The sequence below is a fragment of the Sorangium sp. So ce295 genome (genome assembly GCF_051527405.1).
Classification (GTDB): Bacteria; Myxococcota_A; Polyangia; order Polyangiales; family Polyangiaceae; genus Sorangium; species Sorangium cellulosum_B.
Genome location: NZ_CP150324.1, coordinates 5911979 through 5928811, shown reverse-complemented (window position 1 = coordinate 5928811; position 16833 = coordinate 5911979). Strand labels below are relative to the sequence as shown.

General features: G+C 70.8%; 10 protein-coding genes. 4 read left to right on the top strand and 6 right to left on the bottom strand.

From position 1 onward, the window contains the following. Position 1: 1 nt before the first annotated feature. From WMF11_RS22355 to WMF11_RS22345, 3 genes are all read right to left on the bottom strand, one after another. A complete protein-coding gene (locus WMF11_RS22355; RefSeq protein WP_437978839.1) occupies positions 2-1342 on the bottom strand; it encodes a hypothetical protein in 1341 nt (446 codons plus the stop codon). Between the two features lie 37 nt (positions 1343-1379). Further along, entirely contained in the window at positions 1380-2417 is a 1038-nt protein-coding gene (locus WMF11_RS22350) for a hypothetical protein (RefSeq protein WP_437910520.1), read from the bottom strand. A 323-nt stretch (positions 2418-2740) separates the two neighbouring features. Continuing rightward, on the bottom strand, positions 2741-3868 hold the full coding sequence (locus tag WMF11_RS22345) for a hypothetical protein (RefSeq protein WP_437978838.1): 1128 nt from the start codon (positions 3866-3868) through the stop codon (positions 2741-2743). 908 nt (positions 3869-4776) lie between these two features. On the opposite strand from WMF11_RS22345, the gene WMF11_RS22340 reads away from it, so the two are divergent. Both WMF11_RS22340 and WMF11_RS22335 read left to right on the top strand, forming a co-directional pair. After that, on the top strand, positions 4777-6495 hold the full coding sequence (locus WMF11_RS22340; RefSeq protein WP_437978837.1) for a DUF1592 domain-containing protein: 1719 nt from the start codon (positions 4777-4779) through the stop codon (positions 6493-6495). A 1-nt stretch (position 6496) separates the two neighbouring features. After that, entirely contained in the window at positions 6497-7882 is a 1386-nt protein-coding gene (locus WMF11_RS22335) for a DUF1552 domain-containing protein (RefSeq protein WP_437978836.1), read from the top strand. A gap of 208 nt (positions 7883-8090) precedes the next feature. Here WMF11_RS22335 and WMF11_RS22330 read toward each other — a convergent pair whose 3' ends face one another. Beyond that, positions 8091-8888 carry a hypothetical protein gene (locus WMF11_RS22330; protein ID WP_437978835.1) on the bottom strand — a complete coding sequence of 266 codons (798 nt, stop codon included), beginning with the start codon at positions 8886-8888 and terminating at the stop codon, positions 8091-8093. Positions 8889-9140: 252 nt separating this feature from the next. On the opposite strand from WMF11_RS22330, the gene WMF11_RS22325 reads away from it, so the two are divergent. Further along, entirely contained in the window at positions 9141-10148 is a 1008-nt protein-coding gene (locus WMF11_RS22325; RefSeq protein ID WP_437978834.1) for an NAD-dependent epimerase/dehydratase family protein, read from the top strand. Positions 10149-10298: 150 nt separating this feature from the next. Further along, positions 10299-12005, top strand: coding sequence for an RICIN domain-containing protein (locus WMF11_RS22320; protein WP_437978833.1), 1707 nt, complete (start codon positions 10299-10301; stop codon positions 12003-12005). A 119-nt stretch (positions 12006-12124) separates the two neighbouring features. On the opposite strand, the gene WMF11_RS22315 is transcribed toward WMF11_RS22320, so the two are convergent. Continuing rightward, positions 12125-14077, bottom strand: a complete 1953-nt coding sequence (locus WMF11_RS22315) for an MYXO-CTERM sorting domain-containing protein (RefSeq protein WP_437978832.1) — start codon at positions 14075-14077, stop codon at positions 12125-12127. Positions 14078-14341: 264 nt separating this feature from the next. Continuing rightward, the gene (locus WMF11_RS22310; RefSeq protein ID WP_437978831.1) at positions 14342-16804 is read right to left on the bottom strand and encodes a heavy metal translocating P-type ATPase; all 2463 of its coding nucleotides are present in this window, start codon (positions 16802-16804) and stop codon (positions 14342-14344) included. Positions 16805-16833: the final 29 nt, after the last annotated feature.

Here is a 16833-nt window from a genome sequence, read left to right as displayed (position 1 = left end):
GCTATGGCTCTCTCGTCAGCGGCGGCGAGACGTCGAGGTCCGCCATCCTTCCCTCTCGCTCCAGCCGCCAGATGTCCTCGTCGGTGACGAACTCCTGCGCGAGGAGCTCTCGCGCCCGCTTGATCTTGGCGAGGAGGACGGGCTCCATGACCGGTGTGCTCGACTCCTTGGTCGGCGCGGGCGGCGGCTTCATCAGCGAGAACGTCCCGCGCGCCGCGTGCCCCTCCGCCGTCTCTCCCTCGAGCATGTACGTGACGGTGAAGACATCCGGTTCACGCGCCGTGTCGAGCCTCACCTCCACATCGACCCCTTGCCCGGGTGGGATCTCGACAAGGCCGAGCGAGGCCTTGTCGAGCGGTGAGGCGCCCTTCGCCCCCGCGAAGTGCCGCATCGCCGTGACCGTATCGATCCGGACCGGCGCGTCGCGGTGATGCCAGAGGCGGAAGGTCTGCCGGACCACGCCGTCGGCGTCCTGCCGGGGAAAGCGGGGCGTCGGCGTCGCCGCGATGGTCACGACCCCCCGCTCCGCGAGGTCCTGAAACATCATGTTCGGGATCTGGAGCAGGGCGCGGCCGGTGAGCTTCTCGCCCGCTTCGCCCTGGACCTCCACCCGGATCAGAAACTCGGAGACGAGCGCGGTTTGCGGGCGGCGCTCGTAGCTGTGGGTCACGAACGGCGCCTTCGTCTTCTCCGAGCCGCCGTCGTCGAACACCCAGGCATAACTCGCGGGCTTGAACGGCCTCGCGTCGGGATCGTCCTTGAGCCCGACGTCGACGATCTGCGCCGTGAGCTCGAATTCACCGGGGGTGCTCGGCAGGAGCCTGTGGGTGATGACGACGATCCGCTCCGGCTTGCAGGCGTTGACCTTGTATCTCGGGACCTCGATCTGAGTCACCGCGTTGTTACGCCCGAACACGGAGATGGTGGGCATCTCGTACGACCCGTCCATCTCGGGCCAGATGCGGAGCGGCACCCGCGATCCGGCGCGCGTGCCGATGACGCCGTGGAGGTATTCATCTGTCCCGTTCGTGGTATGCGATCGCACGGTGATGAGGTTCTCCTCGCCGGCGCACACTTCCGGCTTCTCGACCTCGATCTCGTCGATGATGGGCGCCGGGTCCTCCGCGGGCGCCCTCGCCGCGGCGGCGCTCGCCGCGGCGGCGCTCGCCGCGCGTCCGGCGCGCGGCGGGGCCTCCGGCGCGCTCGCCTTCGGCGCTGCCTGCACGGGCTCGGGCGCCTTGGCAGGGCGGACCGACCAGACCAGGACCCACAGCGCGGCGGCGAGCACCACCACACCGACCCATTGCGCCTTTGACCGATGCTCGCCGATCCTGGTCGTCATGGCCGGAGCTCCTCACGTTACTGTGCTCGAACGTCCGTCAGTACCAGCACCCGTAGACGTTGCCTCCGGAGTTCCACTGGACGTTGTGGTTCGTATCGGCGGACCAGACGGTCGCGCCGGCCTGCGTCCCCCAGGGGTGCCCGCTCCAGCCGCCGATGCGGTCGGGGCTGATGGACACGGCGACGGTCTTCGGGTCGTCTCGGACTCCTCTCCACACGCTGCCGCTGCCGGTGTTGCATGCGTGCGAGGCCATGCAGTTCGCGACCTGATTGGCGGCCTTCTCGCAGACGTCCGAGAGGCAGACGATCGATGTGCCGATCGAGCCCCAGAACCCCAGGCTGTTCTCGCAGCTGTCCATCACCCCGCCGTGAAGGGCGTTGGCCGCGCTGGTGAGCTTGGCGTGGCTGTACGTGTACGGCGGGATGGCGCCCTGGCCGTCGAGGTGGTGCGCGTAGGCCAGGAATGAGGAGCAAACCATACCGTTGTTCCACGCCGGCCCGCCGGTGGGCGTGCCCTCGGTGTCACGGTACTGGAAGAACGAGTAGCGCACCCGGCCGCCGCGAACGCTCAGCCGAGCGATCTCGACCCCTTCGTCGATGCTCGAGCGCTCGGCGTAGTAGGGCACCTCCCACCAGATGGTTTCGCCGATCGACGCGGCCCGCTTGGGGTCGCCGACCTGGTAGGTCAGCGCGGCCGGGCCGCTCCCGCCGCTCCCGTAGAGGAAGCGGTAGATCCCACCCTGGTTGACCTGCGCGAGCCCGGGATAACCATCGAGCAGATCGCTCGATACGATGGGCGTGCTGCACACCTCAGGCCAGGAGTTCTCGCGCGGCTGCTTCATGGTGGCATGCGTCACCCACCGTCCGGGTCCGTGTGACAGCATCGAGTGCGTCCGGAACTCGCCGACGGCGTTAAGGACGTCTCCGATCGGCCCCGAGCCGGCGCTGAACACCGCCGCGCCGTTCGGCGCGTTCCAGCCGGCGCTGGAGTACCCGCACGCCTGCTCGGCGGCGGCAGCGGCGGAGGCGAGGCACGACGATACGATGGCGAGCGGCAGGACGAACGCTGGTTTCACGGGCGCACCTCCGATCGAGAGCATGGCTGTCGGGACACGGGGCAGCGAAGCGGGCGCGAGGAGCGTCCTGGGCTCTGACGGACGAACGCCGCGAGCGGCCCGAGCCGGGGGGCGCTCGCTCGAGATACGGAAGGATGACGCTCCAGGGGCGGCGCGTGCGGGTGCCCCACCCCCGGCAGATAGTGTGGTCTAAGGAAACCGTGGGCAAGCAGAAAATGGAGGCGCGATTGCCTTCTACCGCCGTGATCGAGCCCCTCAGGCGGGGGGGCCTGGCTGATGCACAGGGTGATGCACAGGACGGACCGGCGGGACCCGAGGACGCCTCATCGGTTGACGGGAGGCGGCGATCCCGGTCCCGGGGCTCCGAGCACCTCGACCGCCCCCTCCGACGACAACAAGATCTGCGGGTTGGCCTGCGCCGGCGAGATCACGTTGAGCACGCCCCTCGCGCGCACGCGCAGGCCTTGTTTGATGAACTTGTTGCGCGCGTCCACCGGGGCGCCGGGGTGCGCCGCCCAGCCCCGCGCGAGTTTGTCGCGGATCGCCTTGAAGAGCTCCGGATCGCTGAAATTGACGAGCGTATACTCGCGCTCCACCCGATCCCTGTCGACGACGCGCAGCGCCCAGATGTCGAATTTTATCTGCGGGCTCCTCGGGAAGAGCACGAGATCGCCCTCCAGCTCGATCGGCTGGCCATGACCTGCCTGCACGCGCTCCAGCACCTCGATCGGCCTCGAGACGGCCGGATCGAGCCGCAGGTGGATCGGGCGATCGGGGTGCTCGGCGATCACGTAATGCAGCCGGATCTTGTCATTGCGCCACAGATCTCGGACGTGCTCCGGGCGGGTCACGAAGACCGGCACCACCTTGTCTGCGAGCTCGACAACGAGGACCTTGCCCTCGGCGTCGACGCCGTGCACACGACCCACGAGCGCGCGCCCCCCGAGGAGCGCCGCGTGCGTGGTCGTGTCGTGTGCATACGACGGCGCGTCCACGCCGGAGGAAAACCGCGTGAGCACCTCGATGCGGCGCACGCGGACGTGGCGCTGAGGTCCCTTCTTCTCGAGGCTGCCGAACACGCGCAGCCGGTCATGCCGCTGGAGCCCGGCGAGCTCCCGCGCGACCTCCGACGACCCCGGGATCATCGGAAAGTCAGCGTAACGGAAGAAATCGTTCGGGAGCCGGTAGGTGAATACGAAGAGACCGGACGCAGCCGCCGCGCCGTGCATCCATCCATCGAGCCCGTCGCCGGCGAGCGCCGCGGCGATGCCGGCATCATCGTCCGGGTCAATCACGGCCGACGGATCGCGCGCGGCCGGCGTCGCGTGATGGATCGGAGTCGCGCGCGCGGGCAGCGCGGCCGGAGCCTGTGTCGGCGGGGGATGACAGCCGGACGGAACGACCAGGAGGGCGAGGAGCCAGCCGAACACCGCGACCACGCGTTGATCCATACGCAAGCATAGCAGGTTCGGAGTCGAACCTGCACGGAGGCCGTGGAGGGCCTGAGCGGCGCTGCCGCGCGCTCCGGTCGAATCGCGCCCGCAAGGCGATCCACACGAACGTTGGACGCTCATGTGGACGCCTGGAGCTGCCTCTCGCGGTGGAGCTGGAGATCAGGCTTTCCCGGATGCTGCGATGGCGCGGGTCGGCCGTCCAGCGTGGATGAAACACGATGTGGAGCGTGAAGGGCTCGACCTCGAAGGGGACCGGTCGGGTCGTGAGCGGGAGCCCCGAGGCGCGGACGATGCGCGCGGGCGGCTCGGCGCCGTCGTGGCGCTCGCGGCGGCGCTCGTGATCTGGGCCGGCGTTGGCAGCCCATCGGCGACGAGGCCGTGGGACAGCGGAGCCTGGAGCGCCTGCGCGAGCTCGTCCGCGCCCACCCGAGCCTGCGCGTCGTCGACGGGCACGAGGCGCCCAGGGGATCTGCGATGTCCCCCGCGCCGTGACGCCTCGAGGCGCGCGGCGCGCGTGACGCCGCTGGTAAAAATTGGAGAGCTTTCGGCGGTTCGTGATCAATACGCGCCGGTGCGGGAATTCTTCCAATGACTACTCGTGTGCGCGGCGCGGGTGGCCTGGAGAGGTGCGACGGAGTCGCGCTCTCGCCTCGCTGCCCAGGCCTCATTTTGCCCGGTTCTGCTGGGCTGACGCGGCGCGTGCCGCGTCAAGTGACGGCAGTCGATCCATAATATGACGGGAGTGGAGTCTTCGGGCAGTATCAGACTTCGCCGGCGGATGGTCCGTTGTTGACCGCTGTCCGGCCATTGAACGTGGGCGTCTTGCTCTGTGGATTGCTGGGAGCAACGCTTGACGTCTGGCGAGGCTTCACCGTAGGTTGTGACCGACGGTAGGAGGTCACGGTATGGCTGACTTGGGATATCGTCGCTGGCGAGCCGGTCACGCGCTCCTGGCGACGCTCGCGCTGACGGCCGCGGCCGGGTGCGGCAACGGGCAGATCGGAGCGGCGGACACCGGCTCCGGCTCCGGGGAGGACGGCTCGACGTCCGGACAAGGAGGCGATCCTCCGGTGTGCGGCGCCGAGCGGATCCTCGCACCACAGCGGCGTTTGACGCGCTTCGAATACAACAACACGGTCCGAGATCTCCTCGGAACGTCCCTCACCCCTGCCGATCAATTCCCCCCGGATGAGATCGCCGGCGGCTTCAACAACAACGCGACGGTGCTGACCGTGTCTGCGCTGCACGCGGAGAAGTACCTCCTCGCTGCCGAGGCGCTCGCGACGGAGGCCGTCGGGGGCGATCTGTCGAAGCTCGTGCCGTGTGATCCGGCCGCGGTCGAGGGGCAAGTCGCCCAGGAGGAGGCGTGCGCGCGGCAATTCGTCCAGGACTTCGGCCGTCGCGCGTACCGTCGACCGCTCGAGGCGTCGGAGGTCGACCGGCTGATGCGCGCCTACGCCGCGGGACGCACGGACGGGTCGTTCCGTGAGGGCATCGAGGTCGTCCTCCGGGCCGCGCTGCAATCGCCGAAGTTCCTGTTCCGCCTGGAGCTGCGTCACGATCTCGATGCCTCCTCGTCGCGGGTGCGCCTCGACCCGTACGAGATGGCGTCGCGCCTGTCGTACCTCGTCTGGGCGTCGGGCCCCGACGACGAGCTGCTCGATGCCGCCGAGGCGGGCCTGCTCGATACCCGCGAGCAGCTCGCCGAGCGGACCCGCCAGATGCTGGAGCACCCGCGGGCGCGCCGGGCCGTCACGGAGTTCTACAAGCAATGGCTCAACCTCGGGAAGCTCGAGACCATCGTCAAGGAGGAGAGCCAGTTCCCCGGGTACGACGACGAGCTCGTCGCGGGGATCCGCGCCGAGACTCCCGCGTTCGTCGAGCACGTGCTGTGGTCCGGGGACCACAAGCTCTCGAGCCTGCTCACGCTGCCCGTCGGCTTTGCCACCGAGTCCGTCGCCGAGCTCTACGGCGTGACGGTCCCGCCCGGCTCGACCACACCCCAGCTCGTGGAGCTGCCGCCGGACCAGCGCTCGGGGGTGCTCACGCAGCCCGCGTTCCTGGCCGTCCACGCGCACCCCGATCAGACCTCTCCGGTGCTGCGCGGCAAGGCCATCCGTTCGAAGTTCATGTGCCAGGACCCGCCGCCTCCTCCTGACGACGTCGACCTCACGCCGCCCACCGGCGAGGAGGGCGTCACAGCGCGTGAACGGTTCAACCAGCACGCCTCCAATGCCAGGTGCGCCGGCTGCCATCAGCTGATGGATCCGATCGGCTTCGCGTTCGAGAACTTCGACGCCGTGGGCGCGTACCGCACCGAGGAGGGCGGGCAGGTCATCGACGTCTCCGGGGAGATGGTCCTGTCCGATGACATGGACGGCCCGTTCGTCGGCGTCCGCCAGCTGGCGGAGAAGCTCGCCGGGAGCGCGCAGGTCCGCGAGTGCCTCGCGACGCAATGGTTCCGCTACACGGCGGGGCGCTTCGAGAACATCGACGACGAGTGCTCGCTCGACGGGCTGCGCGCAGGGTTCCACGGCTCCGAGGGGGATCTCGTGGAGCTCATCGTGGCGACGACGCAGACCGACGCGTTCCTGTACCGCAGCGCGATCGCAGAGGAGGAGTGACATGAAACCGCGAATGATCTCTCGACGGCGGATGCTCCAGGGCGCGCTGGCGGCGACGGCGACGATCCCGCTGCTGAGCTCCGAGCTGGCCCGCGGGCAAGAGACCACGGCGCCCAAGCGCTTCGTGGTGTTCTACACGCCGAACGGCACCATGGAGTCGAAATGGATGCCCACGGGCACCGAGAACAACTTCACGCTGAGCCCGCTGCTCCAGCCGCTCTCGCCGTTCAAGTCGAAGATTATCCCGATGCGCGGCGTCAACATGAACGTCGTTGTCAACTCGAACATCGGCTCCGAGCACGCTCGGGGCATCGGGGGGCTGCTGACGGGGCGGGCGCTGCTCAAGGGCAACTTCAAGAGCTTCATGTCCACCAACGCCGGCTGGTCGTCGGGGATCTCGCTCGATCAGCACATCGCGAACAAGCTTCAGCCGAGCACGCTGTTCAAGACCCTGGAGCTCGGCGTCCAGGTCCGTGACGCGGAGGTGCGCGGTCGGCTCAGCTACGCCGGGCCGGACCAGCCCATCCCCCCCCGCGAGGACCCTTACGACACGTTCCAGCAGCTCTTCGGTGCCACGGTGCCCGACCCGGGCCAGGACCCGGGCGGCGCTACCGCGCTGGATCGGCTCCGCGCGCAGCGGCGGACCGTGTTCGATCTCCTCCGCGAGGACATCGCCGACGTGCGGCCTCGCATCGGCAAGGAAGATCGCATCAAGCTCGACTCGCACCTGCAGTCGATCCGGGACATCGAGGCGCGCCTGGCCGGCGGCGGCTCTTCGAACGGCGGCGGCGGCACCCCGACCACGGGCAGCTGCCAGGCCCCGGCGCTGGGCGACCGCATCGACCTCTCGAAGGACGACAACATGCCCGCCATCGGCAAGCTCCAGATGGACATGATGGCCGCGGCGCTCGCGTGCGACCTCACGCGGGTCGCCACGATCCAGTGGTCGTACGCCGAGAGCGAGCACCTTTACCCGTTCCTCGGTCTCACGCAGAATCACCATGCCATCTCCCACGAGTGGAACGCGGCGGGTGACGAGAAGTACATGAAGATCCACACGTGGTTCGCGGAGCAGCTCGCCTACCTGCTCGGGAAGCTCGACTCGTACGCGGAAGGGGATCGCACGCTCCTCGACAACACCGTCGTCCTGTGGGTCACCGAGATCGGCGAGTCGAGGCAGCACGCGCTCACGAACATCCCGTTCTTGCTCGCCGGCAGCGGGGGCGGGGTCTTCAAGACCGGCCGCTTCGTGGACTATCTGGCGAACGGCGGCTCTGCCCGCCAGCACAACGATCTTCTCGTCACGATCGCGAACGCGATGGGGACCGACGACAAGACGTTCGGCGACCCGAATTACAGCACCGGCGCGCTTCCGTCGCTCACCTGAGTCCCGCCCACCAGAAGTCCGGCCATCAATGGATGGATGGCCGGACTTCTAGCCTTCGTCCTGCGCGCGGGAGAGCGCGGGCGCGGGGAGCGTCAGGCGGCGTTCATTGCCCGGCCGTCACGGCGCGGAACCGGGTGGTGGGCGGCTCCGTTGCTGTCTCAGCAGCAGGTGGTGATCCGGTGCTGAGGCGCGCGCAGGATCCGTGTCGTCACGGGCCGCCGAGCGCGCCCGGGCAGGCGCCCGAGAAGGCCTGGAGCGCGCCGGTGAGATCGGGGAAGACGACCACCTCGCGCGCAGGCTCGCCGGGGTCGTAGCGCAGCCAGAGCAGAGGCCACGCGTAGGCGCGCACTGCCTGCGCCACGATCCGGCCGCCCGCGGCGAACGCGCCGAGCGTGGCCACCGCGCTCTCGATCGTGCCGGCAAAATGGTGGCCATGAAAATCCGGCTCGACCGCCCGGTCGCCGCCGCCTCGGTAGGCGGTGCGCACCGCCCGGGGGCGGAGGTCGAGGCAGCGCAGCGGCTCGGGGGGATCCGCGGCGCCCAGCGCGCGCTTCAGGGCGCTGTCGAACGAGAACAGCGCCGGCACGAAGGACATCTCGCGCGGCGCGTAGAGCTCACGCACCTCGATCGGGCGGTCCTGCACGTGGCGGATGCGCGCCCGCCGCAGATGGCCGTCGCCCATGCAGGACGCGCAGACGACGGGGCTCGCGCTGGCGCCGGCGCACGCGGCGCAGGGCCGGAGGCCGAGATGCTCGACCAGGCGCCGGTGGGCACGCGCCTCGAAGGCCTCGGGGAGCGGCGGCTCTCCCGGCGCGATCTGCAGCGCGTCCTCCACGCTGAGGTCGACGACCTCGGTCCAGCCTTCACGGCGCACGATCGACGCGAGCACCACCAGCGCTGCCACGCGGCGCTCCTCGGCCGGCGCGCCGGGCGGCAGCGCGAGCCCCTCGGCGCGGGCACGCCCGAGGGTTGGCAGGTACCGGGCCACGGGGTCGGACGGATCCACGCTGGCAAGGCTAGTACGTCGTCGCCCAAGGACGAATTTGCGGCGGCGAACCGTCGTGAACGGTAGGGATTTTCGACGCGCGGAGCTAGCCGAGCCCGGCCCGGCGGACACGAGCTCCCCGAAGCCCGGGTCCCGCGCGACGCGCGATGTGCGACGCGCGGCACATGGCCCGCGCAGGTCTTGCATTTTTGCCGGTATATGTTGCGTTTCTGGGCTTTGTCTTGCGTGATTGCAAGACTCATCCTGGCCCCCATGAACAACGCACCGCTTGTCCCGAACTCCTCGCCTCGCCTCCACGTGGTGCTCGGCGCCGGCCAGATCGGCCCGCGGGTCGCCGCTCTCTTGCTGGCGCAGGGCCATCGTGTGCGCCTGGTGCAGCGCACCCGCCGCGCTCCGGAGCGGCCGGGGCTCACGTCGGTGTGCGGCGACATCACCGATCTCGCCTTTGCCGAGGAGGCCACGCGCGGAGCCAGCGTGGTCTACGATTGCATGAACCCGCCCTACCACCTCTGGGCCACGCAGCTCCTGCCCATCGCGCGCGGCGCGGTGCATGGCGCGAGCAAGGCGGGCGCCAAGCTCGTGGCCCTCGACTGCCTGTACATGTACGGCGTGCCCGACGGGGCCATGCGGGAGGACTCGCCGCGCCGCCCTTGCAGCAAGAAGGGCGCGCTGCGCGTCGAGCTCGAGGAGCTGCGCCTCGCGGCCCAGCGCCGCGGCGACGTGCGCGTGGCCATCGGGCGCGCCAGCGACTTCTTCGGCGCCGACGTGCCGCTGTCTGCCTGGGGCGACCGAATCTACGCGCGCGCGCTCGCCGGAAAAGCCGTGGAGTGCATGGGTGATCCCGAGATGCCTCACTCGTATACCTACGTGGAGGACGTGGCGCGGGGCCTCGTGACGCTGGGCGAGCGGGAGGACGCCATGGGCCATGTCTGGCACCTGCCGACGGCGCCTGCCGAGAGCACGCGGGCGCTCGCGCAGCGCCTCGGGCGCGCCCTTGGCGTCGAGGTCGAGGTGGCGCGACTCCCGCGCCTCCTGCTGCGCGCGGTGGGCCTGTTCTCGCCCTTCCTGCGGGAGGCGGCCGAGATGGCGTACCAGTGGGACGTGCCCTATGTCATCGACGATACGCGCTTCCGCGAGGCCTTCGGCTGGTCGGCGACCCCCGTCGAGCGGCAGGTCGCCGGCATCGCCGCCTGGGCCCGCGACAGGTACAAGATCGCCGCCCCGCGCGGAGCGGCGGTGATCCCCGCGGCGCGGGCCTGATCGGGCCACGAGCGCGCTGCCGCGATCTCCGCGGCGCACAGGCTGGCAGATCGCACGGGAGCGGATCAAATCACCCAGGCCGCTGTGCGTGAGAAGGACTTGACTCGTCCGGTTGAAGGCACCGAGATCTCGCTCTTTCTGGAGGGCGTCATGCGTCTCGGTTCCTCGTCTCCGGTGATGGGCCTGCTGGTCGTGGGGCTCGGCGTCGCCTCCTGCGCTTTCGGCTCCGAAGCGCCCCCTCAGGGCTCATCGGAGGGCGGCGGCGCTTCCGGGGTCGGCGCGTCGGTCGGCTCGTCGTCCGGTGGCGGCGGGGCGCCCGGCGCGTCGGTCGGCTCGTCGTCCGGCGGCGGCGGGGCGCCCGTCACCTCGAGCGTTTCGGCGGGCGGGGCGCCCGGCACCTCCGGCGCATCTGTCGGCTCGTCGTCCGGCGGCGGCGGGGCGCCTGGCGAGGGTGGGGGACCGGAGCTGCCGCCGGCGGTCGGCCCCCTGGTCAACGGGATCCAGTGGGCCGACACCTCGGGCAAACCCATCCAGGCGCACGGGGGAGGGGTGATCCGGGTGGGCGACCATTACTACTGGTTCGGGGAGAACCGGAACCCGGACGGGACGTTCTATGCCGTCTCCTGCTACCGCTCGACCGATCTGCGGCGCTGGGAGTTCAGGAACCATGTCTTGACGATGGACTCGGACAAGGACCTCGATCCGGCCAACATCGAGCGCCCGAAGGTGGTCTACAACGCGTCCACGAATAGATTCGTGATGTGGATGCACTGGGAGAACGGGGTGAACTACGGCGAGGCCCGCGCCGCGGTCGCGAGCTCGAGCACCGTGGACGGCGACTACACGTATCACGGCAGCTTCCGGCCGCTCGCCGGCAGCGGGGTGACCGATCACGGCAAGCCCGGGTACATGTCCCGCGACTGCGGGCTCTTCGTCGACGACGACGCCAAGGGCTATTTCATCTCCGCCACGAACGAGAACTACGATCTCAACCTCTACGAGCTGGCCCCCGACTACCTGTCCATCGCCCGCCTCTCCGCCACGCTCTTCCCCGGCGGGCACCGGGAGGCGCCGGCGCTGTTCAAGCGGAACGGGACCTATTTCCTGCTGACCTCAGGCGCCACGGGCTGGTCGCCCAACCAGGCGAAATACGCGACGTCCCGCGCTCTCGACAGGGGCTGGTCGGCGATGACCAACGTCGGTGACGGCACGACCTACCACTCCCAGTCGACCTACGTGCTCCCGGTCCAGGGCAGCGCCGGGACGGCCTACCTGTACATGGGAGACCGGTGGGCAGGGGCCTGGAGCGGACCGGTCAACAACTCGACGTACGTCTGGCAGCCGATCTCCTTCCCGTCGGACACCACCATGAGCATGCGCTGGAACAACACGCTGACCATCGACACGTCGGCGGGCGCCGTCGCCGGAGCGACGAACAATTTCAAGCTCGTCAACAAGAAGAGCGGCAAGGTGATGGATGTCGCCGGCGCGTCGGGCGAGGACGGGGCGGACGTCGTCCAGAACGCGGACAGGGGAGGAGACAGCCAGAAGTGGAGCTTCAACTACAATGGATCAGGCTACTTCCGGTTGACCAACGTCAAGAGCGGCAAGGTGCTCGATGTCCCTGACGAGTCGACGAGCGACGGGGTCGCGCTGGTGCAATGGGAGAACCACGACGGCGACAACCAGGCGTGGCTGTTCATCGATCTGGGCGGCGGTGATTTCCAGATCAGGAACAAGAAGAGCGGCAAGCTGATCGGGGTCTACCAGGGCTCCACAGCGGACGCCGCCGCGATCGAGCAGCGGGCGGGCGGCAGCGGCGAGGAGCAGCGATGGCAGATCGTCGTCGCCGAGTGATGGGTGGATGACGGGCGGGGCGCCCGCGAGGGCAGGGCCGCTGCGAGGCCGGCGCCGCTGAGCGCGGCGGCCCGGCCTGATCGAGGTCGACCGGGCCGGAAGGGAGGCTCGCGGCGCCGCTACGACCGCGCGCGCCGCCGCCGCCCGAGCACGAGGCCCGCGACCGCCGCCGCGAGCGCGGCGGCGCTGCCCGCGGAGCCCGCCGGGCCAGAGGCGCTGCACCCGGCCGCGGCCGGCGCGAAGCCGCCGTCCGTGTCCGCGTCGGCCGACGCCGGCAGCGCGTCGGGCTCGTGCAGATCCCGAGCCCACATCGGCTCATCGAGCACCTCGTCCACGGCGAACGAGGTAGACAGCACCTCTCGCTCGCCGCCCAGGCCCTCTTCCGGCGCGAACTCCGCGCTCCCCGGCGCGGCGAGCTGCGCGACGGCGCCCTGCGGGCTCGAGACCTGGAAGATCGTGTTGCCGATGGTCACATACCAGCTCCCGTCGAGCCAGCGACCGTGCCCGAGAGACGAGCCGATGGTCTCGGGCGCGCCCCCCGCCCGGCCCAGATAGCGCTTGCCGCCGTTCAGGAAGAGGACCTCGCCGGTGTCGCTGATGCCGTCATGGCCGACCCGGAGCTTCACCTGATCGAACTGGCTCGACGTCGTGAAATCGCTGATCTGATGCTGCTCGCCGTCGGGGGTCCGCAGCCAGACCTGGTTGACGGCGCCGTCGCTCCTCAGGAAGGCGGCGTGGCCCGCGTGAACCAGCAGCCCGGCCGAGGTGCCGGTGATCGAGTCGCCCAGGAACACCTCCTCTCCCTCCGCCGTGTACAGGTAGCTCGAGCTCGTCATGCCGTCCCACCACCGGCCGGCGACGTTCGTCCCGTCGGTGATCGGCCGCTGCAGGTTGCCCTCGTGATCGCCGAGGCGCACCCCGCTCGGCCCGACGATGGCGGAATCCTCGTAGGTGCCGAAATAGACGCCGCCGGAAGGCGTGATGTCGGCCTGGAACGGCGACCTGCTCCCGTCGATGCGCCAGAGGGTCCTGCTCGTCCCCGCCGACAGCGAGGTCGCGACGGCCCAGTCGTCGCTGTTCGTCGTCCACACGATGTTGTCGCCGTTCACCGCGTCGAGGCGCGCCGCGCTCGTGATGGTGCGCCGGGCGCCGTTGACCCAGGCGAGGATGTGGCCCGTCGTCGACTGGTGTACGGACCCGGACGGCGTGAGCGCCCCGTAGACCTCGCTGAACGGCAGATCTCCTCGAGGGATGGTCGCGACCCAGGTCACCTGCTGCGTGGCGCGGTCGAAGATCCCGAGGCGCTGGTAGAGGTCCCGGAAGAGGATCCGCGCGGCGTCGAAATCGAGGATCGTGCCGGGCGCGCGCTGGACGGCGGTGAGCCTCGGGCTCCTGTCGACGTAGATGGGGCCGATGGTCCTCGTGATGGTGGGCCCGATGTAGTCGTCCACCTCGATCGTGAGCGTGTACGTCCTACCCGACGGGATCATGCGGCCGTCGTACATCCCCTCCATGACGTAGAGGCGCCCCGGCACAGGCTGCGGGACGGGAAACCCCGGCTCGGCGAGGAGCTCGTAGCTTCCGTTGTCGGTCTGGAACCTCGCCCGGAGGCTCTTGCACGCGTACGGCGGCGTCGGGATGCACTTCGCGGCGAAGCGCCAGCCGTCGGTGAGGGTGTCGTGCGTGACCACGTTCCATCCGAGCGTCGGCGGCGCGTACCGGTGCACGGTGCCCTGCGCGCTCGCCACCTCGCCAAGCGTGCTGTACGCGTGGACCGTCACGACGTGGGGCCCATAGGCGAGCTCGCCCGCCAGCTCGCCGAGGTCGAACGCTCCCTGGAAATGACCCCCTTCCGTCGGCGCGAGCTCGATGGTGAGCCCTTCGAACTCCGCCTCGACATAGTAGATGTCCTCGGGGGACGACGCCGTTGCGTGCACCGGGATCGTGCTGCTCTCGATGATCGCATTGGTCGGCTCGATGAGCCCGACGGTGACGGCGGCATCGGCGGCGTGGGCCGAGAGGGACAGGGCAAAGGCAATGGCTGTGCCAAGTTGCTGGCGATAAGCTCTCATGGATCCTCCGTATTTTGAACGCTTCGGTGCAGTTGCGGCTCCAATCATTCACTCACCGGGTAGCCGCCCTGCGAGCGGGCGTGAAGCGGAGCGACGCGCTGGCGCCCGGGCCGAGCGCTCCGCTGGCGCGATGAGCCGGCTGCTCGGGATAACAGCGCGACGAGCGCGCTGCTCGTCGGCTTCTTGCTTTACCGCGTCGGGCTGCAAAGGCGACAGGAACGCGCCGCTTTTGCTGTATCCGCCAGCGCGCCCGTGTGTGCCGGTCTACGGCCGACCGAACGCGCGTAGGCGGAGGGAGTTGGTGAGCACCGACACGCTCGACAGCGACATCGCCGCGCTCGCGAGGACGGGCGACAGGAGCCATCCGGTGAACGGGTAGAGCAGGCCCGCCGCGATCGGGATGCCGATCACGTTGTAGATGAACGCCCAGAACAGGTTTTGCCGGATCGTCCGCAGCGTGGCGCGGGCGAGGCCGAGCGCGACGGGCAAGCCCGCGATCCCGCCGCGGATCAGCGCCACGTCCGCGGACGCGACGGCGATGTCCGTGCCGGTGCCCACGGCGATCCCCACGTCCGCGCCGGCGAGCGCGGGCGCGTCGTTGATGCCGTCGCCGACCATGGCCACCCTGCGGCCGGCGGCCCGCTGCTCGCGGACGATCCTCGCCTTGTCCTCGGGCCTCACCTCCGCGAACACGGCGCGGATGCCGAGCTCGTCGGCGACGGCGCGCGCGGCGCCCGCCCGATCGCCGGTCACCATCGCCACCTCGACGCCGAGCTCGGCCATGGCCGCGACGGCGCGGCGCGCCTCCTCGGTGGGCCGATCGGCGACCGCCACGAGGCCCGCGAGCCGCCCATCGACGGCCACGAACGACGGCGTGCGGCCCAGCGCGGCCAGGCGATCGGCCTCGGCCTCCAGCGCGGCCGGGTCGACGCCCGCCCGCTGGAGCCACGCCGCGGTCCCGATGCGCACGAGGCGCCCCGAGACCCGCGCCTCGATGCCGTGGCCGATCTCCGCGCGGAACGCCGAGGCCGGCGCCATGCCGACCCCGCGGCCGCGGGCGCCCTCGACGATCGCCCGCGCGACCGGGTGCTCGCTCTCGCGCTCGGCGGCCGCCACGAGGCCGAGGAGCGCCGCCTCGCCGTCGCCCGCGAGGTCCACGACGTCCGTGAGCACGGGCCGGCCCGTGGTCAGGGTCCCGGTCTTGTCGAGCAGCACCGTGTCGACGCGGCTCGCCGCCTCGAGCGCCGCGCCGCCCTTGACGAGGACGCCGAGCTCCGCGCCGCGCCCTGTCCCGACGGCCACGGCGGCCGGCGTGGCCAGCCCGAGCGCGCACGGACAGGCGATCACGAGCACGGCGACGAACCGCTCGACCGCCGTGGCGAGCCCCGCGGCGGTCGGGTCGATCGCGATCCACGCGGCGAAGGCGAGCGACGCGACGCCGAGGACGACGGGCACGAAGACGCCGCTCACCACGTCGGCGAGGCGCGCGATCGGCGCGCGGGACCCCTGCGCCTGCTCGACGGCCTCGACGATGCGCGCGAGCGCCGTGTCCGCGCCGGTCTTCGTGACGCGGAAGACGAGGGCGCCGCTCTGGTTGAGCGTCCCGCCGAGCACGGCCGAGCCCGCCGTCTTGTCGACGGGCATGCTCTCGCCGGTGAGCATCGCCTCGTCGACCGCGGACGCGCCGTCGACCACCTCGCCGTCGGTCGCGATGCGCTCGCCGGGCCGCACCCGCACGAGGTCGCCCGGGGCGAGCGACGAGGCGGGCACCTCGTCCTCGGCGTCGCCGCGGACGCGCCGCGCGGTCTTCGGCTGGAGCGCCACGAGCCCGCGCACCGCGTCGGCGAGCCGCTTCCGCGCGCGCGTCTCGAGGAGCTTGCCGAGCAGCACGAAGGTGACGATCGCGGCCGCGGCCTCGAAGTAGACGGGCGGCGCGTGGCCGTGCTCGGCGTGCGGGAAGAGGCCGGGGGCCGCGACCGCGGCGGTCGAGTAGAGCCAGGCGGCGCCGGTCCCGAGGCTCACGAGGGTGTTCATGTCCGCGGCGCGGTGCCGGAGCGCGCTCCAGGCGAGGCGAAAGAACCGGCGCCCCGGCCCGAAGACCACGATCGTCGCGAGCGCGAGCGAGAGCCAGCGCGCGGAGGCGCCTTCGAGCGCCGGGATCGCGCCGTGGGACATGGCCACGGCGAGCAGCGGCGCGGTGAGCAGCGCGGCGATCGCGACGTCGCGCCGGAGCGTCCGCTGCTCCTTCTGTTCGGCCGCGTCCATGGCGGCGGCGCGCTCGGCCGCGCTCGGCTGCGGGCGCTGCGGTGGGGCGTCCGCCCTCGCCGCCGGGCGCTCGGGCGCCGTGGAGTCCGCGCGGGCGCCGGTGCTCGGCGGGCTTGCGGGGACGCCGTCGGCCTGCAGGGCTGCAGGAAGGCCGGCGATCGGCGCGGCTTCAGGGACGCTGGCCGCCGGGGGCACCTCGGGCACCTCGTACCCCGCCTCCACGATGGCGCTGGCGAGCGCGGCCGGCGTTGTCGCCTGCGCGTCGTAGGTGATCGTCGCGCGCCGGGTCACCAGGTTCACGGCCGCGTCCTGGACGCCGGGCGCCGCGCGCAGCGCCTTCTCGACGCGGCGCACGCACGCCGCGCAGGTCATGCCCTGCACCGGAAGCTCCGTCCGGGCGCCCTGCGCGGCGGGCGCGGCCTTCGCGCTGGTCGGCTGCACGGGCTGGGGAATCGTCGCCATGGCTTCTCCTTACACGAGCTCGCGGCTCG

What these genes read in the sequence shown, in the direction of transcription:
- WMF11_RS22355 (WP_437978839.1), bottom strand. Translation starts at nt 1,342, where the DNA reads ATGACGACCAGGATCGGCGAGCATCGGTCAAAGGCGCAATGGGTCGGT.
- WMF11_RS22345 (WP_437978838.1), bottom strand. Translation starts at nt 3,868, where the DNA reads ATGGATCAACGCGTGGTCGCGGTGTTCGGCTGGCTCCTCGCCCTCCTG.
- WMF11_RS22340 (WP_437978837.1), top strand. Translation starts at nt 4,777, where the DNA reads ATGGCTGACTTGGGATATCGTCGCTGGCGAGCCGGTCACGCGCTCCTG.
- WMF11_RS22335 (WP_437978836.1), top strand. Translation starts at nt 6,497, where the DNA reads ATGAAACCGCGAATGATCTCTCGACGGCGGATGCTCCAGGGCGCGCTG.
- WMF11_RS22325 (WP_437978834.1), top strand. Translation starts at nt 9,141, where the DNA reads ATGAACAACGCACCGCTTGTCCCGAACTCCTCGCCTCGCCTCCACGTG.
- WMF11_RS22320 (WP_437978833.1), top strand. Translation starts at nt 10,299, where the DNA reads ATGCGTCTCGGTTCCTCGTCTCCGGTGATGGGCCTGCTGGTCGTGGGG.
- WMF11_RS22315 (WP_437978832.1), bottom strand. Translation starts at nt 14,077, where the DNA reads ATGAGAGCTTATCGCCAGCAACTTGGCACAGCCATTGCCTTTGCCCTG.
- WMF11_RS22310 (WP_437978831.1), bottom strand. Translation starts at nt 16,804, where the DNA reads ATGGCGACGATTCCCCAGCCCGTGCAGCCGACCAGCGCGAAGGCCGCG.